This window comes from Leptolyngbya sp. AN02str, from assembly GCF_050565595.1.
Taxonomy (GTDB): Bacteria; Cyanobacteriota; Cyanobacteriia; order Elainellales; family Elainellaceae; genus Kaiparowitsia.
This window is the reverse complement of sequence record NZ_JBNXVR010000003.1, coordinates 1-23,755: the sequence shown is the minus strand read 5'-3', so window position 1 is coordinate 23,755 and position 23,755 is coordinate 1. Positions and strand designations below refer to the sequence as shown.

17 protein-coding genes and 1 tRNA gene are annotated in these 23,755 nt (G+C 52.5%); 7 read left to right on the top strand and 11 right to left on the bottom strand.

The features are described 5' to 3' along the window. The first annotated feature begins 68 nt into the window (after positions 1-68). Positions 69-5,954, top strand: coding sequence for an AAA family ATPase (locus ACQ4M4_RS03035; RefSeq protein WP_430682982.1), 5,886 nt, complete (start codon positions 69-71; stop codon positions 5,952-5,954). On the opposite strand, the gene ACQ4M4_RS03030 is transcribed toward ACQ4M4_RS03035, so the two are convergent. After that, a complete protein-coding gene (locus ACQ4M4_RS03030) occupies positions 5,951-6,466 on the bottom strand; it encodes a cupin domain-containing protein (RefSeq protein WP_430682981.1) in 516 nt (171 codons plus the stop codon). The two genes, ACQ4M4_RS03035 and ACQ4M4_RS03030, sit on opposite strands and share 4 nt — an antisense overlap. A gap of 214 nt (positions 6,467-6,680) precedes the next feature. Between ACQ4M4_RS03030 and ACQ4M4_RS03025 the strand changes: the two genes are divergently transcribed. Together ACQ4M4_RS03025 and ACQ4M4_RS03020 are read left to right on the top strand one after the other, a co-directional pair. Continuing rightward, positions 6,681-7,544: a class I SAM-dependent methyltransferase gene (locus tag ACQ4M4_RS03025; protein WP_430682980.1), complete on the top strand. Its 864-nt coding sequence runs from the start codon at positions 6,681-6,683 to the stop codon at positions 7,542-7,544. Positions 7,545-7,632: 88 nt separating this feature from the next. Then, complete coding sequence (locus ACQ4M4_RS03020; protein ID WP_430682979.1) at positions 7,633-8,379, top strand: HAD family hydrolase; 747 nt, start codon at positions 7,633-7,635, stop codon at positions 8,377-8,379. 44 nt (positions 8,380-8,423) lie between these two features. Here ACQ4M4_RS03020 and ACQ4M4_RS03015 read toward each other — a convergent pair whose 3' ends face one another. Beyond that, a complete protein-coding gene (locus ACQ4M4_RS03015) occupies positions 8,424-10,541 on the bottom strand; it encodes an ATP-binding protein (protein WP_430682978.1) in 2,118 nt (705 codons plus the stop codon). Positions 10,542-10,930: 389 nt separating this feature from the next. Between ACQ4M4_RS03015 and ACQ4M4_RS03010 the strand changes: the two genes are divergently transcribed. After that, a tRNA-Ala gene (locus tag ACQ4M4_RS03010) sits at positions 10,931-11,003 on the top strand. A 130-nt stretch (positions 11,004-11,133) separates the two neighbouring features. Here ACQ4M4_RS03010 and ACQ4M4_RS03005 read toward each other — a convergent pair. The 5 genes from ACQ4M4_RS03005 to ACQ4M4_RS02985 all read right to left on the bottom strand — a co-directional run bounded on the left by ACQ4M4_RS03005 (position 11,134) and on the right by ACQ4M4_RS02985 (position 14,786). Then, entirely contained in the window at positions 11,134-11,571 is a 438-nt protein-coding gene (locus tag ACQ4M4_RS03005; protein WP_430682977.1) for an HHL1-like protein, read from the bottom strand. 44 nt (positions 11,572-11,615) lie between these two features. After that, entirely contained in the window at positions 11,616-11,756 is a 141-nt protein-coding gene (locus ACQ4M4_RS03000; RefSeq protein WP_430682976.1) for a hypothetical protein, read from the bottom strand. 17 nt (positions 11,757-11,773) lie between these two features. Beyond that, positions 11,774-12,499, bottom strand: a complete 726-nt coding sequence (locus tag ACQ4M4_RS02995; RefSeq protein ID WP_430682975.1) for a DUF938 domain-containing protein — start codon at positions 12,497-12,499, stop codon at positions 11,774-11,776. Between the two features lie 231 nt (positions 12,500-12,730). Continuing rightward, the gene (locus ACQ4M4_RS02990; RefSeq protein WP_430682974.1) at positions 12,731-13,444 is read right to left on the bottom strand and encodes a rubrerythrin family protein; all 714 of its coding nucleotides are present in this window, start codon (positions 13,442-13,444) and stop codon (positions 12,731-12,733) included. A gap of 298 nt (positions 13,445-13,742) precedes the next feature. Beyond that, positions 13,743-14,786, bottom strand: a complete 1,044-nt coding sequence (locus ACQ4M4_RS02985; protein WP_430682973.1) for a 50S ribosomal protein L11 methyltransferase — start codon at positions 14,784-14,786, stop codon at positions 13,743-13,745. Between the two features lie 244 nt (positions 14,787-15,030). On the opposite strand from ACQ4M4_RS02985, the gene ACQ4M4_RS02980 reads away from it, so the two are divergent. Beyond that, complete coding sequence (locus ACQ4M4_RS02980) at positions 15,031-16,128, top strand: calcium/sodium antiporter (RefSeq protein ID WP_430682972.1); 1,098 nt, start codon at positions 15,031-15,033, stop codon at positions 16,126-16,128. 75 nt (positions 16,129-16,203) lie between these two features. Here the strand turns inward: ACQ4M4_RS02980 and ACQ4M4_RS02975 are convergent, their stop codons facing one another. Together ACQ4M4_RS02975 and ACQ4M4_RS02970 are read right to left on the bottom strand one after the other, a co-directional pair. Next, positions 16,204-16,425 (bottom strand): hypothetical protein, encoded by a 222-nt coding sequence (locus ACQ4M4_RS02975; protein WP_430682971.1) that lies wholly within the window; start codon positions 16,423-16,425, stop codon positions 16,204-16,206. 92 nt (positions 16,426-16,517) lie between these two features. Continuing rightward, positions 16,518-16,712 carry a hypothetical protein gene (locus tag ACQ4M4_RS02970; protein ID WP_430682970.1) on the bottom strand — a complete coding sequence of 65 codons (195 nt, stop codon included), beginning with the start codon at positions 16,710-16,712 and terminating at the stop codon, positions 16,518-16,520. 93 nt (positions 16,713-16,805) lie between these two features. On the opposite strand from ACQ4M4_RS02970, the gene ACQ4M4_RS02965 reads away from it, so the two are divergent. Beyond that, on the top strand, positions 16,806-18,716 hold the full coding sequence (locus ACQ4M4_RS02965; protein ID WP_430682969.1) for a GTPase family protein: 1,911 nt from the start codon (positions 16,806-16,808) through the stop codon (positions 18,714-18,716). A 175-nt stretch (positions 18,717-18,891) separates the two neighbouring features. Here ACQ4M4_RS02965 and ACQ4M4_RS02960 read toward each other — a convergent pair whose 3' ends face one another. Both ACQ4M4_RS02960 and ACQ4M4_RS02955 read right to left on the bottom strand, forming a co-directional pair. Beyond that, on the bottom strand, positions 18,892-19,785 hold the full coding sequence (locus tag ACQ4M4_RS02960; RefSeq protein WP_430682968.1) for an urease accessory protein UreD: 894 nt from the start codon (positions 19,783-19,785) through the stop codon (positions 18,892-18,894). A gap of 116 nt (positions 19,786-19,901) precedes the next feature. Continuing rightward, a complete protein-coding gene (locus ACQ4M4_RS02955) occupies positions 19,902-20,843 on the bottom strand; it encodes a nucleoside hydrolase (RefSeq protein ID WP_430682967.1) in 942 nt (313 codons plus the stop codon). Positions 20,844-21,223: 380 nt separating this feature from the next. Here ACQ4M4_RS02955 and ACQ4M4_RS02950 point away from each other — a divergent pair, with 380 nt between their 5' ends. Then, a complete protein-coding gene (locus tag ACQ4M4_RS02950; protein ID WP_430682966.1) occupies positions 21,224-23,323 on the top strand; it encodes a M3 family metallopeptidase in 2,100 nt (699 codons plus the stop codon). The last annotated feature ends 432 nt before the right edge of the window (positions 23,324-23,755 follow it).

The following is a 23,755-nucleotide window of genomic DNA, read 5'->3' as shown; positions in this document are numbered from 1 at the left end:
GAGAATAAAGGCAACTCCGGGAATTTTAGAGTCAATCCTTTCTCTACCTGCGCTGCTGACGTGTTGCCATGACACCGCCAATTCCTACCGATGCGATCGCTTCTATTCCAGGCTATGTCATTGTTGAACAACTCTATTCTGGCACCCACACCGTCGTATATCGCGGGGTCGAACAGGCGAGTCAGCGTCCTGTTGTAATCAAACTGTTGCGCCAAGAGTATCCCAGCTTCACCGATCTCTTGCAGTTTCGCAATCAATACACTATTACCAAAAACCTCAACATTCCTGGCATCATCGTGCCCTATCAGCTGGAATCTTGGGGCAATCGCTATGTTTTGGTCATGGAAGACTTTGGCGGCATATCGCTTCGGCAATATGCTCAAGAACATTTTCTGTCAATTATCGAAATTGTGGCGATCGCCCTTCAGCTAGCCGAAGTGCTCCATCAGTTACACCAGGCATCGGTCATTCACAAAGACCTGAAACCCGCCAACATTCTGATTCATCCACAAACGCAGCAAGTCAAACTCATCGACTTTAGTATTGCCTCGCTGTTGCCCAAAGAAACACAGGAAATTAAAAATCCCAATGGCTTAGAAGGTACGCTATCCTATCTGGCCCCCGAGCAAACTGGACGCATGAACCGTGGCATCGATTACCGTGCCGACTTTTATGCATTGGGAGTGACGCTGTTTGAGCTGCTGACCCAGCAATTGCCCTTTCAATCCGATGACCCGATGGAGCTGGTGCATTGCCACTTGGCCAAGCAGCCACCCGAAGCGCATGACGTGAATGCCGCTGTGCCCAGAATGCTCTCGGCAATTGTCAGCAAACTGATGGCCAAAAACGCAGAAGACCGCTACCAAAGTGCGTTGGGCCTCAAGCACGATTTGCATCGGTGCCTACAGGAGTTGACCGAAACGGGCCATATCGAGCCGTTTGAGCTGGGAACCCACGATCGGTGCGATCGCTTTTTAATTCCCGAAAAGCTCTATGGTCGCCAAGCCGAAGTGCAAGGGTTGTTGCAAGCATTTGATCGGGTGGCTCAGGGACGCTCCGAGGTGATGTTGGTGGCAGGTTTTTCGGGAATTGGCAAAACCGCCATGATTCGCGAAGTGCACAAACCCATCGTGCGGCAGCATGGTTACTTCATCAAAGGCAAGTTTGACCAATTCAATCGCAACATTCCGTTTTCGGCATTTGTGCAGGCATTTCGGGATCTGGTCGGGCAACTGCTATCCGAGTCGGATGCTGAGCTACTCGCATGGAGGCAAAAAATTGCTCAGGCGTTGGGAGAGCATGCCCAGGTCATTGTGGATGTGATTCCTGAGCTGGAACACATCATTGGCGTTCAGCCTGCCGCACCCGAACTCACGGGCACCGCTGCCCAAAACCGATTCAATCGGTTATTTCAGCAGTTTATTCAGGTGTTTACAGCACCCGAACACCCACTAGTGCTTGTATTAGATGATTTGCAGTGGGCTGACTCAGCCTCTCTTCAGCTGATGCAGGTGATGATGTCTGAATTGCACACTGGCCATCTTTTACTGATTGGAGCCTATCGCGATAACGAGGTCTTTCCAGCCCATCCCCTGACGCTAACGCTGAGCGCGATCGCCAAGGCAGGCACCACCATCAACACATTGGAACTCAAGCCATTGGCTCCTGAGAGTGTGTTGCATTTGGTTGCAGACACCTTAGCCACCACGCCTGCGATCGCCCAACCCCTGGCCCAGTTGGTCTATCACAAAACCCAGGGCAATCCATTTTTTGCCACACAATTTCTCAAAACCCTTCATCACGATCGCTGGATTACATTTGACCCTGTAGCCAATCATTGGGAGTGCGATATTACCCAAGTTCAGGCAGCCTTTAGTGATGATGTCGTGCAGCTCATGGTGCATCAGTTACAAAAGCTGCCCACCGCAACTCAAACAATCCTCAAACTTGCAGCCTGTATTGGCAATCAGTTTGATTTGCAAACGCTGTCAATTGTGTCTGAACAGCCCCAAACCGATGTGGCGATCGCCCTATGGAACGCCCTGCAAGAGGGGTTAATCCTGCCTCGAGGAGAACAATACAAGTTCTATCTAGAAACCAAATCTCACGCCAATCAAGATTCATCTCAACCGTCATTCGATCGGCTGTCTCACCATTCATCAAAACATCTCTCCGACCAGACAGTTGCCGCTTACAAGTTCCTTCACGATCGGGTTCAGCAAGCGGCCTATAGTCTTATTCCAGATGATCAAAAACAAGCGACGCATTTAGCGATTGGTCGTCTTCTGTTGCGCAGTGCCGTGGATGTAGAAGCCAATGTTTTTGAGATTGTGAATCATTGGAATATTGCCCTCGATTTAGTTTGCGATCGCACTGAGAGAGACCAGTTAGTTCAGCTAAATTTACTCGCAGGCAACAAAGCCAAAGCATCAGCCGCCGCAGAGCCAGCCTTGCAATACTTCAAGATGGGTTTAGGGCTGTTGGATGCTGATGGGTGGACCTCGCAATATGACTTGGCGCTTGCTCTGCATGAAGGTGCTGCTAAAACAGCGTTGATCTGCGGCGACTTTCAGCAAATGGAACTGTGGGCTTCGTTGGTATTGCAGCATAGCAAAACGACTCTGTCCAAAGTCAAAATTTATGATGTGCAGATTCAGGCACAAATGGCACAGGCCAAACCGGCGATCGCCATTGACATTGCGCTGGCGGCCCTCAAACTGCTCAACATTGAGCTTAGTGAGTCGCCAACCTCAAACGATATTCAACAAGAACTTGCCAAGACTCAGGCGCTGTGGGCCAATCGGGCGATCGCAACCCTCGTCGATCTGCCCCCCATGACCGATCCTGAAAAAGTGGCCGCCTTAATCATCCTGTCCAGTATTTTTGCACCCGCCTTTACAACAAGACCCGCACTACTGCCGCTCATCGCGTGCCAACAAGTTCAACTTTCCATTCACTATGGCAACTGCGAACAGTCAGCCTTTGGCTACGCCAACTATTCCGCAATTTTGAGCACGCTTTGTAATGATTTAGAGGCTTCTTATCAGTTTGGTCAACTGGCCATTCACTTAGTTGACAAACTCAACGCCAAAGAAGTGAAAGCCAGAACCTTTAATCAGGTCGCCATTTTTAGCATGCATGGCAATGTGCATACGCAAGAAGCACCCCCCATTCTGCAAGAAGGTTGCCAGAGCGGGCTGGAGAACGGGGATTTGGAATTTGCAGGCTACGCAGCCTACAACTGGTCGCAGTATTCCTATTTCAGCGGGCTGAATTTGATGGACCTGCACCAGGGCAGCCATGCTTATGAACTCTTACTGAACCAGATCAATCAACAAATTTCTCTCAGTTACAACCAGCTAGTTCAACAAGTTGCACTCAATTTATTAGGAGAAGCGGACGACCCCACGTGTTTGGTGGGTAAAGCATTTAACGAGGATGAAGCGCTACAAACCTTCCTCCAAAATCAGGTGTTTTCGGGGGTAGCATATCTCTTTGTTCATAAGCTGATTTTGAGTTGTTTGTTTTCTAAGTTCGACCACGCGTTGGAGCAGATTGCGTGGGCAGAGCGCTACCTCAGCGCATCGACAGGCATGATTATCGTGCCTGTTTTTCACTTCATTGCAACGCTGGTTCGATTGCAAATTTACGACACGCAGCCACCAGACATCCAAGCCAGCCTTTTGCCACCCATTGATCAAGGGCTTGAGGAGATTCGGGCGTGGGCAGTGCAGGCACCGATGAATTTTCAGCACAAGTTCGATGTGCTGATGGCGGAGCGAAGTCGCATCTTGGGCGATCGCTACATGGCAGCAGAGCAGTATGATCAGGCGATCGCCGGGGCTCAGGCCCATGGCTATGTTCAAGATGAAGCGTTGGCAAACGAGTTAGCAGGTCGGTTCTACCTCAGTTGGAGCAAAGAGAAGGTCGCGGCGGGCTATTTGGCAGATGCTTACACCAGCTATGCCCGCTGGGGAGCGAAAGCCAAAACGGACGAGATGGAGCATCGCTATTCTGGCTGGTTGCCCACGATCGCGCCACCCTCGCTGAGCCAGCTTAATCCCTTGGAAACGTTGGCTGCGGTGGCCCCTAGTATCGTGCTACCCAACCCAACAAAAACAGGCCGCTCATCCAGCAGTAGCAGCATCAATGCCACCCTGGATCTTGCAGCAGTGCTCAAAGCCTCCCAGGTCATTTCCGGCACTATTCAGCTCGATACACTCTTGCATCAACTCACGCAAATTGTGTTGCAAAATTCTGGTGGCGATCGCTGCGCGTTGATTTTGCCCAATCTCGACGGATGCTGGGAGCTGAGGGCGATCGCCACTCCCGACTCCACCGAGCTATACACCGAACCGCTAGAAGACTATCTCCACCTACCGCGCAAGCTGCTGCAATACGTTAAAAACACCAGTACCTTGGTCATGGTGGAGCATCTTCAAACCGATCTGCCCATCCTGGACGAGTACTTGACTCAGTGCCAACCCAAGAGCCTGCTGGGGTTGCCCATTCTCAATCAGGGGCAGCTCATTGGCCTGTTATATCTGGAAAATCGGTCCACCAGCGGCGTGTTCACCAGCGATCGCCTGATCATTCTCAACTTTTTGTGCACCCAAGCGGCCATTTCGTTGGAAAATGCACGCCTCTACGTGCTGGAACAAGCCCGCACCAACCAGCTTCAACAATCCGAATCGCGGCTAAAACAGCTCTTCGACAAAGCGGCAGATGCCGTCATGCTGCTAGGAAACCAGGGCTTTATTGACTGCAATCAGGCGGCAGTCGATCTGTTTGGTGCCACCCACAAGAGCCAGCTTTGCTCAATTCATCCTGGGCAACTTTCTCCCGAAATTCAGTACGAGGGCAGGCGATCGCAAGTCCAAGCCAATGCCATGATTGCTCATGCACTGGAAAAGGGGAGCCACCAGTTTGAATGGATACACCAACGCTTCAATGGCGAAACGTTTTGGGCTGAAGTAACCCTCACCTCCATTCCTTATGAAGAGGAAACCATTCTGCACTGTGTTGTGCGGGATATTAGCGATCGCAAAGCCGCAGAAGCGGCCATTCACCAAAAGTCTCAGGAATTGGAAGAAGCCCTACAACACCTGCAACAAGCCCAACTACAAATGGTGCAAAGCGAAAAAATGGCCTCGTTGGGCAACTTAGTGGCGGGTGTTGCCCATGAAATTAACAATCCGGTTGGATTCTTAAACGGCAGCATCAGCAATGCAAAAGACTATATCCATGAGCTGCTGGAGCATCTAGCGTTGTATCAACAGCACTATCCCACGGCGGCCTCAGCGATTGAAGAGCACGCAGAAACCATCGATTTGAGCTTTCTAACTCAGGATTTACCCAAGCTGCTGGAGTCGATGAAGGGAGCGACAACCCGCATCAAAAGCATCAGCACAAGTCTCCGCACCTTCTCCCGTGCCGATACTGAACATAAAGTATTGGCCAACTTGCATGAAGGAATTGATAGTACATTGCTGATTCTGAAATATCGCTTGAATGCGAACGAATATCGTCCCGCCATTCAGATTAGACAGACATACGACAATTTGCCAAAAGTGGAATGCTTTTTGGGGCAGTTAAACCAAGTATTTATGAACATTTTGGCGAATGCGATCGATATGTTTGATGAAATGGCACAACACATGAGTTTACAAGAGCTAGAAGCCAATCCACAAACCATCACCATCACAACTATCACGCTAGATGAAGCGAAATCCGTTGAAATTCGAATTCGTGACAATGGCAAAGGTATGAGTGAAGAGGTCAAAGCCAAAATCTTTGATCACCTGTTCACGACCAAGGGGGTGGGCCGGGGCACAGGGCTTGGCTTGGCGATCGCCCACCAAATTGTGACCGAAACTCACGCGGGCCATTTAACCGTAGAATCGGCCCTAGGCCAAGGCACCGAGTTCTGCATTCGGCTCCCCATTTCGGGCTAAGCATCCGCTTCGGGTTGATAGGGAACCACGTTTTCCTGCTCATTGGGGTCGTTGCGCGCCACAATAGCCTGGGCAGGTTCTGTATCGCTCAAGTTGAACGGCTGATGCGGCACCCCCGGCGGAATAAAGATAAAATCTCCCGCTTCGTGAATGATGGATTTTTTCAGTCCAATGCCATAACGCGTTTCAACCCGACCTTTCAATAGAAAAATGGCCGTTTCGTAAGTTTTGTGGAAATGGGGCTCGGCGCTGGCCCCTGGCGGAATGATCACCAAATTCATCGATAAGCCAACGGTTCCTGCTGTCGCGTTAGAAATTCCCAAAAAGTAGGGCAACCGCTGACGAGTCATCACACTTGCATCAGGGTGAACGGTCACAATCTCAGCATCGCTGGGCGTTAAAGCGTTTGGGTCTTCCTGGCTCAGACTTCCACTCGATGCTGCGTTACCAGCTGCGAGGTTATCTAAAAGAGCGTTATCTAGCGCAGGGTTAACAATTGGGCGATCGCTCATGGTAGCAATACTCCTTGCATTCAGCTGTCGCGAACGTGAGTGGCAAATGCTTGGCTAGCTTCTTCTATCTTCGCGCATTCCATCAGCGACCACGCCAAAAATTGGCTTGAAATGGGCCTGAATCCACCTGAATCCACCTGAATCCAGAGGAAGAGGTGCCCTCTCCAAATCTTGTTCCTTTACACTAAAAGAAACTCACCCCGAACCCGGTTGTATGGCTGTCCGCAAAGACACAATTTTCGAGCGCTTCTTGTCGCCCATTTTCGAGCATGTGCTGATCGATCGCACAGCCCTGTTGGCATATCGCAACAGCAAAGACTGGAACGCAGAGAGCGATCGCTTTCGCAACCCCGCCGTGGCCTACCCCGAGTATTACCAATCGCAGCATTTTCATGGCGTCCAGGGCGGATACCTCAATCCCGATGCGGCAGTGACCTACGATGCCATTACCCAATATGTGGTGCCTCCCAACGAACAGTGGATTCGCCAAGCCCTCATTGAGCGCATTCGCTGCCATCCCCAGCGCATTCTGGATCTGGGCTGTGGGACTGGCTCTACCACTTTGTTGCTGAAGCAAGCCTTTCCCAATGCCGAGGTGATTGGCCTGGATTTGTCGCCCTATATGCTGACTGCCGCCCAAGACAAAGCCCAAACAGCCAAGGTTGACGTGCAGTTTATCCATGGCAACGCAGAACATACGGGGTTGGGCGATCGCAGCTTTGATCTCGTCACCGCTTCTCTGCTGTTCCACGAAACACCGCCCAGTGTTAGCCAAGCAATTTTGCGCGAAGCAGCTCGTTTGTTGCGGGCAGGGGGCGAAGTGCTCATTTTAGACGGAAACCAAACCGTGCTGCGCCATACCGAGTGGCTAACTAACATTTTTGAGGAACCCTATATTCAAGCCTACGCTCAGGGTAGTGTCGATGCCTGGATGGGCATGGCTGGTTTGGGCGACGTGCGAACTGACGATGTGTGGATGATTCACCAAGTCACTCGCGGCATCAAACCAATCGACAGCCAACGCGTAGAGTTCGATCACCCAACCACAACAGACAACACCCAATGGGCGATCGGCTAACGCTGCCTCTTAACCCCTAGCCCCCAGCCCCTAATACCTAAATCCCAAAGTCTGCCGCTTCCACAAGTTCCTATTCCCTTGTGTCTCGATGCTCAAAGCTATTTTGTTTGATTTCAACGGTGTCATCATCAACGACGAGCCGCTGCACGATCGCCTGCTCGACAAAATTTTGGTGGAAGAAAACCTGCGTTATAACCCCGACGAGTACTGGGAGTGTTGTCTTGGCAGAAGCGATCGCGCCTGCTTGACCGACTTGTTTGGCCGACGGGGTCGCATGCTTTCCGAAAAACAGTTGAATGACCTGATTGAGCGCAAATCAAAGTATTACCAAGAGCAACTCGCCACAATCGACAACCTACCCATTTATCCCGGTATCGATGACTTCATCTTTCAAGCACGAGCAGCTCAGCTCAAACTGGCGGTAGTGAGTGGTGCCGTGCGAGCCGAAATTGACCTCGTGTTGAAACGAGCCAACTTGGCGCAGCACTTTCCGGTCATCGTAGCAGGCGACGAAATTCCCACCAGCAAGCCCGAACCCGACGGTTACCTCCTTGCGGTCGATCGGCTCAACGCCCACGACCCCACCCTCGCCCTCACCCCAGCAGAATGTCTCGTCATCGAAGACACGTTTGCAGGCGTGCAAGCAGCCAAACGAGCAGGCATGCAGGTCGTCGGCATGGCTCACACCTATCCCTTTCATATGATGCAGCGCATCTCCAATTGGACAGTGGACTACTTTACCGACCTGGAACTTGATCGTATCCAGCAGCAGTTTCAAGCCACCTCGGTTGTCAATTCTGAGGCTGCCGCCCCCATCACCACCACTAGCCCGTAGAGGTCAGTAGGATGGCCACACCACCCTCAGCCCGAAACATCACTCTAGTTGGCTGGTTGGCGAGGCCAGGTAAAGCGAAATGTCGTTCCTTGGCCTTCCAAAGAATCGAGCGTAATCGTTCCTCCACCCTCATCAATGATCTTTTTCACAATGGAAAGGCCAACTCCTGTGTTTTCTTGCTCATCTCGCGCTTTGAGCGTTTGAAAAATTTCAAACACTTTGTCGTGATAGAGTGGCTCAATGCCTGGCCCGTCATCCGTGACCGAAAACTCGTAGAAACTTGGCAGTTCCGACACCTTAATCTCAATCGTTCCTGTTGGGCGATCGTGATGCTTAATCGCATTGCTAACTAAATTGGAAAAGACCTGCGCCAGCAAAATCGGTTTTGCCATAAAGGTCGGCATATCCGGCGCAATTTTAATGTCAAACCCTGGAGGTGGATCGAGCGAATCCACCACGTCAGCCAGCAGAGTGTTCATATCCACCAGAGCAGTTGGTGTTTCGGAGCGGCCCACTCGCGAGTATTTGAGCAACCCGTTAATCAGCGCTTCCATGCGATGAACCCGCGCCCGCATTAGGGCAAGCTGGCCCTTGTTCTCATCGGGAATAATTGGCTGCAAATCTTCTTCAATCCACTCCGATAGATTGGAAATTGCCCGCAGCGGAGCCTTCAGATCGTGTGACACGACGTAGGCAAACTGATCCAGCTCTTGATTGCGTTGGCGCAGCAGATTGGTCGTTTGGGCCAGCATGTTGTTCAGCTTTGCCAACTCTTCGGCCCGTTCTGTCAGGGCGCGTTCGCTGCGTTTACGCTCGGTAATTTCCTGAGCCGTTAAGTTAACAGCCACAACCTGCCCACGCTCATCCTTGAGAGGATAGTAGCTCACCAGCCACGTTCGTTGAATGTTGGGTTGCGCTGGGGTCGCTCCCACCACTTCCACATCTAGTAGGGGCTCACCCGTAGCAAGCACCTGGTAAAAATTGCTGTGCTGGCCTTCGCCCACATCAGGCAGCACCTCTTCAACTTTTCGGCCAATGTGAGCCTCGACTGTGAGACCGTTGACGACTTCTGCCAAGTATTTATTAATTCGCACATAGCGATTTTCGTGATCTAGCACGCATAGACCAATTGGAGCAGTCGCATAGATCGCTTCAATTTCTGACAGTTGCCGCCGGGTTGTTTCTTCACTATGCATCAAGGCTTCTTCAAATAACTTTCGGCTAGTGATGTCCAAAATCATGCCCAGCATCCGAACAGGTTTCCCGTCATCGTCGTAGTAGGCTCGTCCAAACGTGTCAATCCACCTCAGTTCTCCGTTGGGTAGCACAATCCGATATTCGCTTTCAAATTCGGTTTTGTTGGTGAGTGCCGCTTGAATGCCAAGTTCCACTCGCTCCAAATCATCGGGATGGACTCGTTGTCTCCAGGCCACAAAATCTCGCTTGGGGTTGCCTGGCTCGTAGCCAAACACTGTTTCGTGAATGGGTGTCCAAAAAATTTCGTTGGTGGCCAAGTCCCAATCCCAAGACCCCATATTGGCGGCATTTAGGGCCAAGGTGAGGCGTTCGGCATAGTCTTGAATTTCGCTACGGGCCTTTTCCGCAAGGGCTTGGGCGATTTGGGCATGCTCTAGCAGCGTTTCCATTTGCTCGTTGGAGGCGGCAAGCTGTTCGGTTCGTTGCGCGACCAGCTCTTCTAGCTGATTTTGATAAACTTTGAGTTCGGCTTCGGCTCGTTTGCGCTCATTGATTTCAGCTTCTAGGCTTTTGTTGATTTCTTGCAGCGCAGAGGGGCTGGGTAGGGCCAACGCCTGAGGGATGATGGGAATCAGCTCTATGGCAGTCATGAGCGAAACGCCTGCCGTGAACGCTTTGACACTGCCTGATAGCCAGTAGGTTGGGTGCCATAGGGTCCACACTTCTAAAAGGTGGGTTGTGCCACAGGCAACAATAAAGGCGCTGAACAGCAAAAAGACGCTATGAAAGGGCAGATCTTTGCGCTGTCTGACAAAAAATAGGAGTGTGAGCGGAATGGAAAAATAGGCGATCGCCGTGAGTAAGTCAGAAACGAGATGAAGCCCAACCAAGCCTGGCTTCCACAGATAGCAATGACCGTGTGGAATAAATGGCCCAGCTGTCAGGATGGCATCGAGAGTTTGCATTGGCGCGGAGCGGGGGAATTAAAGACCGAGGGCAAAGGGAATAGACTGAGCCAACGTGAGTTGAAGTTGGGAGGGTATATCGGCGACTAAAGCAGAGTAAAAATTAGGGATTGAATTAATAACGACCGAGAAATCAAAATATCTATTTTGCTAAGGGCATGAGGTTGTCGCGCCGATTTGGCAGCGACACATCAACCGGAGCGAATCAACAGGTTTCACAGTGTATTTTGAAGGTACAGAAGACACTTTACAGCCGTTTTTTGGCTGATTTTTTGCAGGGCTTTGCTAGTCTTTACTATAAGAGTTCACTTCATGTAAGATGTCCACTACCTCGCGGGGTATATTTGGCTGCACTGTCGTGAAGCTAGTGGTAAAATAAAGTGCTGTATGGGGAGTTAGCTCAGTTGGTAGAGCGCTGCGATCGCACCGCAGAGGTCAGGGGTTCGAATCCCCTATTCTCCATTATGTTTTATCTAGTACATGTTTATTAAAAAGAGTCTGCTACTTGCACAGCAGACTCTTTTGGGTTTAGAGGATGTCAAGCTTGAAACGGCTTTTTGCTGTAGGTGGGGTCGTTTAGGCCTAGCTTAGCTTATGAGCGTTTTGGGGTTAGCGAGGCCAACCGTTGCTGAAGGGATGACACAACAGACTGAATGGCGTTTGCGCCTTTTTGCTGAGGTGGTACAGCAACTTGAATCGGTTCATCCTTGTATTCTTTGAGTCGGTAGCCGTATTCCAGTTGATTCTGATTTTTGCGGAGGATGGGGAATAGGCGAAATGCGCCTTGCAGTAAATCTTGCTGGCTTCCAAAGATGGCCTGGTTGATTTGGCTGGAGCGCTTAACGGCGATCGCCCCTACTGGATACCACTGCTTTTTGCCTTGAACCCGGATATAGACCTCGTACTCAGGTACGCCGTCAGCTCGCATTTTATCGAGCTGCTGGGCGGCTTCGTTGCGCTTTTCCAGTCGCTTTGAGAGCTTAGGGGCGTTCTGAGGCGTTTGTTTTCCGAATCCAAGGTTTGTAGACATTGCAGCTCGGTTTATAAAAAGTCTTAAGAAAAGTTTACACGGAATTAAGAAAATTGTTGGGGTTCGGTTGTGGGGAGTTGGGTTCGGTTTTCCGCCGTGCAAACCCCACAGTTGAGTGTTGGCCCTGGAGAGGGCGATCGCCCAAATTCCCCTACATACCCTACATATTCAAACTTTAAGCCCATCCCCCGTTAGGAATCTGTCAGACCGTTTCACCTTCTCGACGAAACACAACGGATAAATTGTTGGCGGGCATGGACACTGTGGTGTGGTGGTGGAAACCATGCTGGGCGGCGATCGCCATCACATCTTCCAAATTGCGAACTCCCCACTCAGGATTGCGCGCTTGCAGACTGGCATCAAACTCGGCATTGCTGGGCGCAGTGTGTTGACCACCCTGTTTGTAAGGGCCATAAAGATAGAGCACACCTCCGCTGGGCAATATGCGCTGGGCTCCGGCCATTAATCCCACACAGGCAGCCCACGGCGCAATGTGAATCATATTAATGTTGGCGATCGCCACAATAGGTTCGGGCGACGGGTTTTGCGACTCCACAGACCAGGGAGACAGGCTGGCATCCACATTGACCGGAGGCAGAAGGCGATCGCAAGGTTCAGCCTGTTGCCAAGCGGCAATGCTGGCTCTGGCTCCAGGGTTTGGATCTGATGGCAACCACCAGAGTGGCGAGAGTCGAGGCGCAAAGTAGATGGCATGTTCTCCAGTTCCGCTGGAAATTTCGAGCACGGTTCCTTGGGGTGGCAGCACCGTTTGCAACACCTGCAAAATTGGGTCGCGGTTGCGCTGAGTGGCTGGAGCGTATTGACGAGCATCACTAGAGTTCATGATGATTTTGGGGCAGAACAGGATCTTGAAAGGATCTGAGCGGGTTTGAATCACAAACGCTGCTAAATACAGTTGAGTGGTCATATCGCGGGTATACGACCACTCAGGGTTAATTATCAACAGGAATGCTCCCACCGTGGATCATTCTTGCTGTTTTGAAATGATGCGGCCTGAGCCAAAAGCAACATCACCTAGCAGCACCAAAAGCCCTCATTTCTGAGTTAGGACTTACGCACATAATCCAACAGCGTAAGTCCTGTGAGTGTGACGCGGTGCGCCATACTCAGAAATGACCTGAACCGACCCCGACGGGATTTAGGCCGCGATCGCTTCGAAATAGGGCACAAACATGCTCTTCTTGGCTCCACAAATGGGGCACTCCCAATCATCGGCAATCGCCTCAAACGGGGTGCCAGGAGCAATACCCGAGTCAGGATCGCCCATCACAGGGTCATAAATTACAGAGCACTGCTTGCACATCCATTTCTGGGTTGCAGGGTCGCCACTGGTTGCTTTTTCAGCCGCCACGGTGCCGCCAAGGGCATTCAGCGCTTCGGTGTATTGATTAGCGTGGTGGTTTTCAATATGGGTAAGCAGGCCAAAGTTGTGTGCCGCTTTGCGGAAAATGCCAGCATGTTCTTGAGATTCGGCAGTTTGGGCATCGAACTCAGCTACGGCATCTCCATCGCGATCGCTTTTAGCTTGGGCCGCAAACTCAGGATACATTGTGGTGTATTCATAGGTTTCGCCTTCAATCGCCAGTTGCAAACACCGAGCGGCGATCGCCTTTTTTTGCTCTTCACTCAGGTTGGCAGCATCGGTCACTACCAACTCGGGATGCATCAAGCGAAAATGGGCAAATGCATGTTCAGTCTCTTGGTTTGCCGTTTCGCGAAACAGCTTGGACAGTTCCGACATACCCAATTTTCGCGTCACTTCTGCAAAAAACAGGTACTTGCGATTTGCCATTGACTCTCCGCCAAATGCCGCTTCAATATTTTTGGCTGTATTCGAATTCGATAAGTCCATACGTGTCTCCTAAAGGATCGTGCTCAAAGGCTAGTGTTGCAAAATCGTAACATTCCACTCACAAACTCGACAGTGCAAAGTTACGCAGACTGTCTAGGGGTGCCAGTCCAGTGAAAATGGTTGTTTTGGAGAAAGGACTTCGCTTGCCGTTCAGAGGATTAAGCCATACCAACCCATGCGTTCATGCTGGTGTTCCTGAGTTGGTCGTGTTTCAAATGTGTGGTTATTGGTTGTGGAAGGGGTGCGATGCACCCCTTCCACAACCAATAACCACACGTCTAGAACATCACCCCTGAGTTTATGCAGGTCGCTGATAGACAAGGGCAACCCAATCTTCACTCTGCAACCGATCTATCACTGCAAAGCCAACGGTTTCCAGGGCTGCGGTCACTTCGGGCTCGTAGTTGACATCAAATCCCGCCGTGAGCAGCATTCCCTGAGGGCGGAGTGCCTGGTAATAATCGGCAGCGAGTGCCACATGAATGCGTCCCAATAGGTTGGCTGCGATCGCCGTAAATTCCCCCGCGTCTTCAACGCAAGCAAGATTGGCTTGGGGGGTACCGCCCATCCAGTGGCCCAAGCTACTGCCCTGCCCCAAGCTACCTGCCATCACCGTCACAGACTCCGTCAGCTGATTCACCTGTACAGCCTCCTGAGTGGCCTGTACCGCAACGCCATCGTTATCCAGTGCCAGCACCATTGCCCCAAGCTTGGCCATCGCCAAACTCAAAATGCCAGAACCACAGCCCAAGTCCAACGTTTTCATCCCCCGTTGAATGTATCGCTCAATCAGGCGCAAACTCAGAGCGGTTGCTGGATGCAGGCCACTCCCAAACGCCAAACTTGGGGCCAGGTAAAGCACGATCGCATCGGTTGAAACAGGCTTGGTTGGATGCGACTGAATGACAAAGCGATCGCCAATGTAAATTTCTGGGTTAATCTCTAGATGGTCCGCTGGCGTTGCGGTTGGCAGTTCCGCAACCCGCATCACCTCCAGTTCACTCGTTTGGCCTGTGCGATAGAGCGGCGACAGAATTGATTCAAGCGTTTGCACGGTGGAGCGCGCATTGAGGGTATCGGGCACATAGAGACGGGCCATGATCGGCCAAGGTTCAGACTCAGCATCCTCGGTTGCCGCGTCCAAAGCCTGAGCTGCCGTGTCGTTACACGAGCGATCGCCCCCCGTAATGTGAACATCCAGCGACTGGTCATGGGCAGCCAGCAAGGTGCGAATCCAGTCCACGGCCTCGGCGGTGGTGTGCAGCGTTAGTTCTATCCAGGCCATGGGCTCTCCATACACGTTACGGCAGAAGGGCGATCGCCCCACTGTGCCGTTTCTCATCCTACCGAATTGCTCGGCATTAGCCCCTCGTCACGTCAGCTTCGGTTGGCGACTGTTCTCAGAACAGCTCATTTTGCGGGTGTATTGCGCCCGTAAAAATGGGTGTTGCGACTTGGTCAAAACTGGCGTACAGTCCAGCAGACCCGAGTTACGTCAAATTGCCCACCGACCGACAGCAGAAGGGTAAGCTAGGAAAGGCGCGCGGGGTGGTACGCCCTATCCACTGGTTATTAAGGAAGTGTCGATGAACGCAATGGTCATCGTTTTGTTGATTGCAGGTTTGGTGCTGCTCGTAGTTGGTGCCGAAATTTTGGTGCGCGGGGCATCGCGCTTGGCCAGCCTGTTGGGCATGTCTCCGTTGATCATTGGCCTCACCATTGTGGCCTATGGTACTAGCGCTCCTGAAATGGCTGTCAGTACCTTATCTAGCCTTTCTGGGCAAGCCGATATTGCAGTCGGCAATGTGATTGGTAGCAATATCTTCAATGTGTTGTGCATTTTGGGACTTTCGGCATTGTTTACGCCGCTGGTTGTGGCGCAGCAGCTCATTCGGCTCGATGTTCCCATCATGATTGGGGTGTCAGGGCTAATGCTGCTATTTGGCGCAGATGGTGTGATTGGCCGATCGGATGGCGTGATCTTGTTTTTGGGAGCGATCGCCTACACGCTGTTTCTCATTTTTCAAAGCCGTCGGGAAAAGAATGCCGAGGTTGAAGCTGAATATGCCGAGGCCTATCCCCAAGCGGGCAATGGTTCTCCTGCCGTATGGCTGATTAACCTGGCTTACATTGGCATTGGTCTGGCTCTGTTGGTGTTGGGCTCCCGCTGGCTAGTCGATGGAGCCGTTACCATTGCTCGAGCGATCGGAGTCAGCGAAATTGTCATTGGGCTCACCATCGTCGCCGCGGGCACCTCCTTACCGGAGCTCGCAACATCCGTCGTTGCCAGTATGAAAGGGGAACGCGATATTGCTGTGGGCAATGTCGTTGGCAGCAATATCTTCAATATTCTGGCGGTTTTGGGGTTGGCAGGGGTGGTTGCTCCAGCGGGGGTCAACGTGGCCGATTCCGTCCTCCGATTTGATGGATGGGTGATGCTGGCAGTGGCCGTGGCGTGTTTGCCTATTTTCTTTACAGGCAACCTCATTACTCGCTGGGAAGGTTTGGTGTTTTTGGGGTACTACGTGGCCTATACGGTGTACCTCATTTTGGATTCTACTCAGCACACGAGTTTGCCAATCTTCAACACCGCAATGTTTGCATTTGTGGTGCCCATTACAGTGCTGACGCTGGCAATCATTACCCTGCGAGAGCTGAAAACCGCCCGCGATCGCAATCGGTAATCACCTGGTGGTTTGTCGTTTGTGGGCGCGTCGTCGCTGCCAGGGCTAGGCAGCGACGACGCGCCCACAACTCTTCTACAAAAATGGATGAAACGCCACCAGGAATTGGTTTGCATTGGCTAACATTTGCCGACGCGAAATTCTGCCGCGCACGGTTCCAGCAAACGACCAAACATGGGTGCGATCGCCAGTTGGTTTGGGATCAATAAACTGCTCTAAATCGCGATTACATCCGAGTGGAAAGAAGTGCACATGGTCATACCGCATAGCTTCTTCGCGATAGTGGCTTCTAAACACAAAATCAGCATCGCACAAAAATCAATTGGGGCTGTAAATCATTCATCACCGAGATGAATCACCCCAACAGAAAATCCTTGCTGCTTAAATTTCTACAAATATTGTTGAATTGAAATTCCTGCGATCGCCTCACCCGTTGTAATGATGATGGCCCGATCCGTCACAACTTGATAGGTTTGATCGGTAATGAACTTTACCTCAAATCCTGACAGTAAGAACCGCAGCCAATCTATCTCTAAATTCCATAAAACTTTCGTGAAGTCTACCGTACAAAATTGGAGTTCCATACTGAAAGCAGTAGCTCAACAAGCGCCCTGCAATCTTTGTGGCACAGTGTAAAACTTAAGTAGGCCAGCTGAAGACAACAGTGAGGAAACACCATGATGCGATTACAGCGGTGGCAGTGGGCAGTGCTTGCCCTTCCAATTGTGGCGATCGCATCTTTCCTATTGTTCGCCGCAGGTCGCCAAATCCACGCGTGGGGGTTGAACTGGATTTGGGCTGTGGTCACGTTAGCGCTTGTGGGGTGGCGCTGGCTGCTGGTGCGGTGGACTCAGCCCTTACTGCAAGAAATGGAAGCCGTTGTTGCAGATGTGCAAAAGGATCTGGAGGCCTCGACCGAAACAGACCAATCCCTAACTTCCAGTACGGCCCAACCTATCCATGTCATTGTCACAGAAGCTATTCAAGCTTCTCAGGGCGATCGCCCAGTTTGGGAAGACTGGCCCACCTTTTGGCAACGCTGTCAGGATCTCGTTGTGGCGATCGCCCATGTGTACCATCCCAGCGTGAAGTATCCACTGCTCAACATCTACATTCCCCAAGCCTATGGGCTCATTCGGGGCACCGTGGATGATATGGACACCTGGATGCAGAAATTATCGCCTGTGCTGAACCAGGTCACCGTTGGGCAAGCCGTCCAGGCGTACGATATGTATCGCAAGCTGGAGCCATCGGCCCGCAAGTTTCTCCGGGTGTGGAACTGGGCACAGTGGCTGTGGAATCCTGCCGCTGCCGTGGCTCGGCAAGCCACCCAGCGATCGAGCGATCAGGCAACGCAGCAACTTTTGATGAACTTGAGTCAGGTGTTACGGGAGGCTGCATTACGAAACCTAGCTCAGCAGGCGATCGCCCTCTACAGCGGCAGCAGTTTGCCCTTTAGCGAACCCATTGCTCCCCCAACTCTGGCTTTGCCCACAGCCAAAACCCAGACCCTGCGAGAAATTTTGGCTCAAGCAACCCCCGTAGAGTCGGTTGAGCAGCAGCCTGTCACTCTAATGCTGGCAGGCCGTACCGGAGCCGGCAAAAGTAGCCTGATCAACACCCTCTTTCGGGCTGACAAAGCCGCCGTCAACGTGTTGCCTACCACCGTCGAGATTCAGGATTACACCTGGCAAACTGAGGATGGCAATCGTCTGATTTTGCTGGATACCCCCGGTTATGAACAAGCCAATCGCGCAGATTTTCGGGAGCTGGTGCTCGACCGAGCCGCCGAGGCAGATATGGTTCTGGTGGTGACTCCAGCCCTAGACCCAGCCTTGCAAATGGATGTAGATTTCCTCAAAGATTTGCAGCAAGCCGTGCCCGATTTGCCTGCAATTGTGGCGGTCACCCAGGTCGATCGGCTGCGCCCCTTGCGGGAATGGAACCCGCCCTACGACTGGCAATGGGGCGATCGCCCCAAAGAAGTTTCCATTCGCGAAGCCACCCAATACCGGGCCGAGCAGTTAGGAGACTACTGCGATCGCATCATTCCCATTGTGAGCGCCGATCTTCAGGCCAACCGCGACGCCTGGGGAGCCGACACCCTCTCTCTCGCCATGATGGAGGCGATCGCCCCGGCAAAACAGCTGCGAATGGCTCGGTTTTTAAAGAACTTGGATGCGCGCACCGTTGCAGCCGCCCAAATCATTGACCAATACACCTTTCAAATGTCCACTAGCCACGGTCTTACGGCGTTACTCAAGCGTCCCGTGCTGCAATTTGTGTCAACTCTAACTACCGGAGCCCCCGATTTAGCCTATGTGCTGGCCGAAACCATTCCAGTCGAACAAGTTCCGGTGGTCATTGGCAAGCTGCAAATGGCCTACGAGCTTTCCATTGTGCTGAATCCTGAACGGCCCCTAGCGGCGGATCTCCTGTCATTGTGGCCCCTTCTACGCGATAATCCCGCCCCGCCCCAGCGCAACGCTTGGGCCTTTGGCCACGCCCTTGTGGAGTATTGGACCCAAAACCTTACCTTAGACCAGATGCAACAACGGTTTAATTACTACTGGCAAAATGCTCGTTAGTGGGAAATTCATCCGTTTCACCCGTTTTGCCCGTTTCACCTTTAGGACTTACGCCTTCATATGAAAAGTTAGGGGGTTTGAATGATATTTGGAGCGCTAAGCGCTCCAAATATCATTCAACATTGATAGGCCCCCGTTTGCGAGGTGAATGCATGCGTTCACCTCGCCCGCAGCTTTACCAAACCCGAGGCCGATAGGGCGATCGCCCCAGCATCTCCTGTCGCACTAAATCCCACACTAGGGCCAGCCAGCGTTTGGCCTCCAGCGTAGAGTGGCCTCGGTAGCGACACAACATTCCCGACATAAGCCGGGTCACCCCAACCTCTGCTCTATGCTCTATCAAAGCGTCAGTAGCATTTGACGGCATGGTTTGCCAAAGTTCACGAGCTTTAGTCACCAGCTCGGGTGTCACACTTTGTCCCAACACGGCAAAACTGCCCACCACCGGACAGTTCGCCAACCCATGCAGGCTATCTATCGTAGCCGAACCACCCTCAATCCATTGCGGATCAATCCACAACGGTCGGCCATGTTGCCACACTTCCGTACGCGATCGCCACATGCCATGGTCAAACCGCTCTCCCCGCGCCGTACGCCCCAACCGCAGCACTTCCCAGCCTAGCCACAGCGCACCTTCTGCTAAGTCAATGCGCGTCTGCTGCCGCATCATCGCTCCATCAAACACAATCGTTTCCTGCGGTAGCCACTCCAAGCAGGCCCCCTCGCCGACTTGAATTCGCAGCTCTTGCCCAGCCTCTATGCCCGTGCTGCGGTATACCTTGCCTGCGGCAGCGGTTGTCATCAACACTTGCGCCTCTGGATGCAGCTGAACCTCCACCCGAAAGCGATCGCCCCCCACAATGCCCCCTGCCGTATGCAGAGACACCACATGGCACACCGTATCTCCTTCGGGATAGAACGGACGCTGCACCTTTAGCGGAGCCTGCACGGCACACCGCTGCATCAGCGTTTTGCCATCTTGCCAAGCAAACTCTAGTCCTAGCTTGCCTAGCCAACCCTGACCCTCACCAGCCCGCTCCATCAGTCCTACACCTTCTACCCCAGCCACCGCCCTCATCCTCCATCACACCTCACCTAAATTGCCAGCCCGAACTAACGCACTTTGGCCTTGTGGGCAAAGTGTAGACCCTTGTTCCTGGCTGGTGCAGTTCCGTTCCGTACCATCTACAGTCTCGCTAGGCGCTCCGTCAGCAAATCATAGAACCCATTTGCATCTGCCTTCAACACCACGTCCATATTCGCCGGATGACTTGTGTTAGGGCGATCGCTCCCCTCAGCCTTGTGCACAATGGTTTGTCCCATGCTGCCAGGGCTATTCAGCTCTACTTCCACAAAATAGGGCCGCTTCACAAACAGTTCCGGCTGAAGCAAGTATGCAATCACACAGGGATCGTGCAACGGCGCACCCGGCAGTTCTAACTGATCACGCTCATCCTTGCCATAGAACGTCAGCATATCTGCCGCCGCCTGACTCGCCCGATTGCCATTGGCGCGAATGCGTTCGATCCGCTCTGCGGTGGATAGAACGGTGTGCGTTACGTTTAGCCCAATCATGGTGAGTTTGAGTCCGCTGGTAAACACCACGTGCGCCGCATGGGGATCGACGTAGATATTGAACTCCGCAGTAGGGGTTACATTTCCCTGCCCCTGCGAGCCTCCCATCAGCACCAATTCCTGAATTTTGGGGATGATGCGCGGTTCCTTCACCAGGGCGATCGCCACATTCGTTAGCGGTCCCAAGGTCGCCAGCGTAATTTCGCCATCTTCCGCTGTCATCAGCGTTTCAATCAAAAAATCCACCCCATGCTGCGGCTGCACCCCCATCGTCGGTTCTGGCAACGTCACACCACCCAAACCCGACACCCCATGCACATGCTCTGCCGTTTCTAGCTTGCGCACTAGGGGACGCGCACACCCCGGAAAAATCTTGGCCTCGTGCCGTCCTGCCAACTCACAAATCTGCCGCGCATTCTTTTGAATTCGCTCTAAGGACACATTTCCAGCCACGTTGGAAATACCCAACACCTCCAGCTCTGGAGACGCAAAGGCCAACAGCAGCGCGATCGCATCATCTACCCCCGGATCACAATCAATGATTAGCTTCATCAGGCTTTCCTCAACTCACCCCAGTTTCAGTTGTGTGCGATGGTTTCATCACACCATATTCACGGGCGATCACCGCTGGGCTTAATAGAAAAACCCGGTGGGAGGGAAGTTAGGGGTTAGGGGTTAGGGGCTGGGGGCTAGGGGTTAGAGCGGGAGGGAGTCGAGCGGGTAGTGACTACCTCAAGTCATGGAGGAGTCAAGTAGGACGATCGCACCCGACAGACATGATCCCTATCACCCCACAAATTGGTATCTCTGTCTAAGCTAGAGATAGGCAGCAGGCTGCTCGCTGCTGTAGCGGTAGGTTGCAGAGCAGCGCCCTCTCCGCACTCCCAAGCTACATTTAGCCTGCCCTTGAACTTCATTCTTGAAACTGCGATATGACTTCAACCCTAACCCAAACCGATAACCCACTTCTCATTGGCAAAGGTCTGCCCCCATTTGAGCAAGTTAAGCCCGAACACGTGGTTTCCGCCATCACTCAGTTGCTAGCAGAAGCAAGCGATCGCCTCACCGAACTGGAAGCCAACGTGGTTCCCACCTGGGACGGGCTGGTTGAGCCCTTGGAGCAATTGGGCGATCGCATCTCTTGGAGCTGGGGCATCGTCAACCACCTACTCGGCGTTCAAAACAGTCCCGAACTGCGCCAGGCTCAAGAAGCCATGCAACCTGAAGTTGTGAAATTCAGCATGCGCCTGGGCCAAAGCCAGCCCATCTATGCAGGCTACAAAGCTCTGCGCAACAGCGACGAATGGAATACCCTCGACCCTGGCCAACAGCGCATCATTACCGCTGCCATTCGTGAGGCCGAACTGGCGGGTGTTGGGCTTCAAGGTGAAGCGAAAGAGCGCTTTAATGCCATCCAGCTAGAGCTTGCAGAGCTAACGACGAAATTTTCCAACAACGTTTTGGATGCAACCAAAGCCTACAGCCTGACACTCACCCAGCCCGACGAAGTAACAGGCTTACCAGCTAGCCTCCTCGGCATGGCAGCCCAGGCTGCACGCGCCGCTGGACACGAAGCCGCTACGCCCGAAGCAGGCCCCTGGATCATTACCCTGGATATGCCCAGCTACTTGCCCTTTATGCAGCACAGCCGCCGTCGCGACCTGCGCGAACAGCTTTACCGCGCCTTCATCAGCCGAGCATCCTCCGGAGACCTCAACAATCAGCCTCTCATTGAGCGTATTCTGGAACTGCGGCGGGAAAAGGCTAATTTGCTGGGATACACCAGCTACGCCGAAATGAGTTTGGCGAGCAAAATGGCTCCCAATGTTGCTGCCGTAGAAGAATTGCTAGAGTCTCTGCGTCAGTCCAGCTACGATGCGGCCACAACCGATTTAGCCGACCTCAGCCAGTTTGCGCAAGAACAAGGTGCCGCCGAGGCCGCCGATCTGCACCATTGGGATATTACCTTTTGGGCTGAGCGTATGCGCGAACAGAAATACGCGCTCAATGCCGAAGAACTGCGCCCTTACTTCCCCCTGGAGCAGGTTCTTAGTGGCCTGTTTTCCTTGGCGCAACGCCTGTTTGGTATTGTGATTACGGCCAAGGATGGCGTCCCTGTATGGCACCCTGATGTACGCTACTTTCAGGTTGCAGATGAGCAAGGAGAGGCGATCGCCTACTTCTACCTCGACCCCTACAGTCGTCCTGCCGAAAAGCGCGGCGGCGCTTGGATGGATGTGTGCATCAATCGGGGCAAAGTGAACGAAGAGGGCACAACTCAGCTTCGGCTTCCCGTCGCCTATCTTGTGTGTAACCAAACCCCACCCGTCGATAGCAAACCCAGCCTCATGACCTTCCAAGAGGTCACCACACTCTTTCATGAGTTTGGTCATGGGTTACAGCATATGCTCACCAAAGTAGACTATTCCAGTGCGGCCGGAATCAACAATGTCGAGTGGGATGCGGTTGAGCTTCCTAGCCAATTCATGGAGAACTGGTGCTACGACCGCGCAACTCTATTCAGCATGGCCAAGCATTACGAAACTGGAGAGCCTCTCCCTGAGCACTATTACCAAAAGCTCTTGGCTGCCCGCAACTTTATGAGCGGCAGCGCCATGCTCCGCCAGCTTCACTTCGGATTGGTCGATATTGAGCTGCACCATCGCTACCAACCCGGCAGTGGCGAAACGGCAAACGAGGTGCGAAACCGCATCGCCCAAACCACTACGGTGATGCAGCCACTGGCCGAGGATGCTTTCCTTTGTGCATTTAGCCACATCTTTGCTGGAGGGTATGCGGCTGGATACTACAGCTACAAGTGGGCCGAAGTGCTAAGTGCCGATGCCTTTGCCGCATTTGAAGAAGCTGGACTGGAGGATGATGGGGCGATCGCTCAGACAGGCCGCCGATTCCGCGATACCGTACTTGCCCTAGGCGGCAGTCGCCATCCTATGGATGTATTCAAAGCCTTTCGAGGCCGAGAACCCAGCACCACTCCCCTATTACGGCACAACGGGTTGTTAGCCGCCTAACAATACTGCAACGTTAGATTGATCTCATCGGTTGCAACAGTTCGTCAGTTCAAAGATCTAGTTCAAGAGCCTTGCTTCGGCAAGATTCTTGAAGCGATATCGCTAGATGGGCTAATTGGTGATGGTATTTTTTGAGGCATCTTGCTGAGCAAGATGCCTCAAAAAATATTGGTTCTCGTTAACCTGGCGATCGCGATCGCTCAACTACGAAACGGCCTGTTTAAGGATGATGTAGCGCAAAAGCTCCACAAACAGACCGGTTTTTAGCATTCGACACAACTCCGACATGCAGCTTTCAGGCTAGATAGGGCGTGCTGAAAAAGTATTTCACGAGTTTTAAGAAGACAGACGGTTAAATCTTGGGATTCGCTAGAACTTAAGCAGCAGCCAGGGCGCATTGAGGATCGCGCCACTGCCGCTGCCATCGGTTGA

Excerpts from the sequence above, each read along its gene's own strand:
- ACQ4M4_RS03035 (WP_430682982.1), top strand. The coding sequence starts at position 69 with ATGACACCGCCAATTCCTACCGATGCGATCGCTTCTATTCCAGGCTAT.
- ACQ4M4_RS03030 (WP_430682981.1), bottom strand. The coding sequence starts at position 6,466 with ATGAGCGATCGCCCAATTGTTAACCCTGCGCTAGATAACGCTCTTTTA.
- ACQ4M4_RS03025 (WP_430682980.1), top strand. The coding sequence starts at position 6,681 with ATGGCTGTCCGCAAAGACACAATTTTCGAGCGCTTCTTGTCGCCCATT.
- ACQ4M4_RS03020 (WP_430682979.1), top strand. The coding sequence starts at position 7,633 with ATGCTCAAAGCTATTTTGTTTGATTTCAACGGTGTCATCATCAACGAC.
- ACQ4M4_RS03015 (WP_430682978.1), bottom strand. The coding sequence starts at position 10,541 with ATGCAAACTCTCGATGCCATCCTGACAGCTGGGCCATTTATTCCACAC.
- ACQ4M4_RS03005 (WP_430682977.1), bottom strand. The coding sequence starts at position 11,571 with ATGTCTACAAACCTTGGATTCGGAAAACAAACGCCTCAGAACGCCCCT.
- ACQ4M4_RS03000 (WP_430682976.1), bottom strand. The coding sequence starts at position 11,756 with ATGGGCTTAAAGTTTGAATATGTAGGGTATGTAGGGGAATTTGGGCGA.
- ACQ4M4_RS02995 (WP_430682975.1), bottom strand. The coding sequence starts at position 12,499 with ATGACCACTCAACTGTATTTAGCAGCGTTTGTGATTCAAACCCGCTCA.
- ACQ4M4_RS02990 (WP_430682974.1), bottom strand. The coding sequence starts at position 13,444 with ATGGACTTATCGAATTCGAATACAGCCAAAAATATTGAAGCGGCATTT.
- ACQ4M4_RS02985 (WP_430682973.1), bottom strand. The coding sequence starts at position 14,786 with ATGAGAAACGGCACAGTGGGGCGATCGCCCTTCTGCCGTAACGTGTAT.
- ACQ4M4_RS02980 (WP_430682972.1), top strand. The coding sequence starts at position 15,031 with ATGAACGCAATGGTCATCGTTTTGTTGATTGCAGGTTTGGTGCTGCTC.
- ACQ4M4_RS02970 (WP_430682970.1), bottom strand. The coding sequence starts at position 16,712 with ATGGAACTCCAATTTTGTACGGTAGACTTCACGAAAGTTTTATGGAAT.
- ACQ4M4_RS02965 (WP_430682969.1), top strand. The coding sequence starts at position 16,806 with ATGATGCGATTACAGCGGTGGCAGTGGGCAGTGCTTGCCCTTCCAATT.
- ACQ4M4_RS02955 (WP_430682967.1), bottom strand. The coding sequence starts at position 20,843 with ATGAAGCTAATCATTGATTGTGATCCGGGGGTAGATGATGCGATCGCG.
- ACQ4M4_RS02950 (WP_430682966.1), top strand. The coding sequence starts at position 21,224 with ATGACTTCAACCCTAACCCAAACCGATAACCCACTTCTCATTGGCAAA.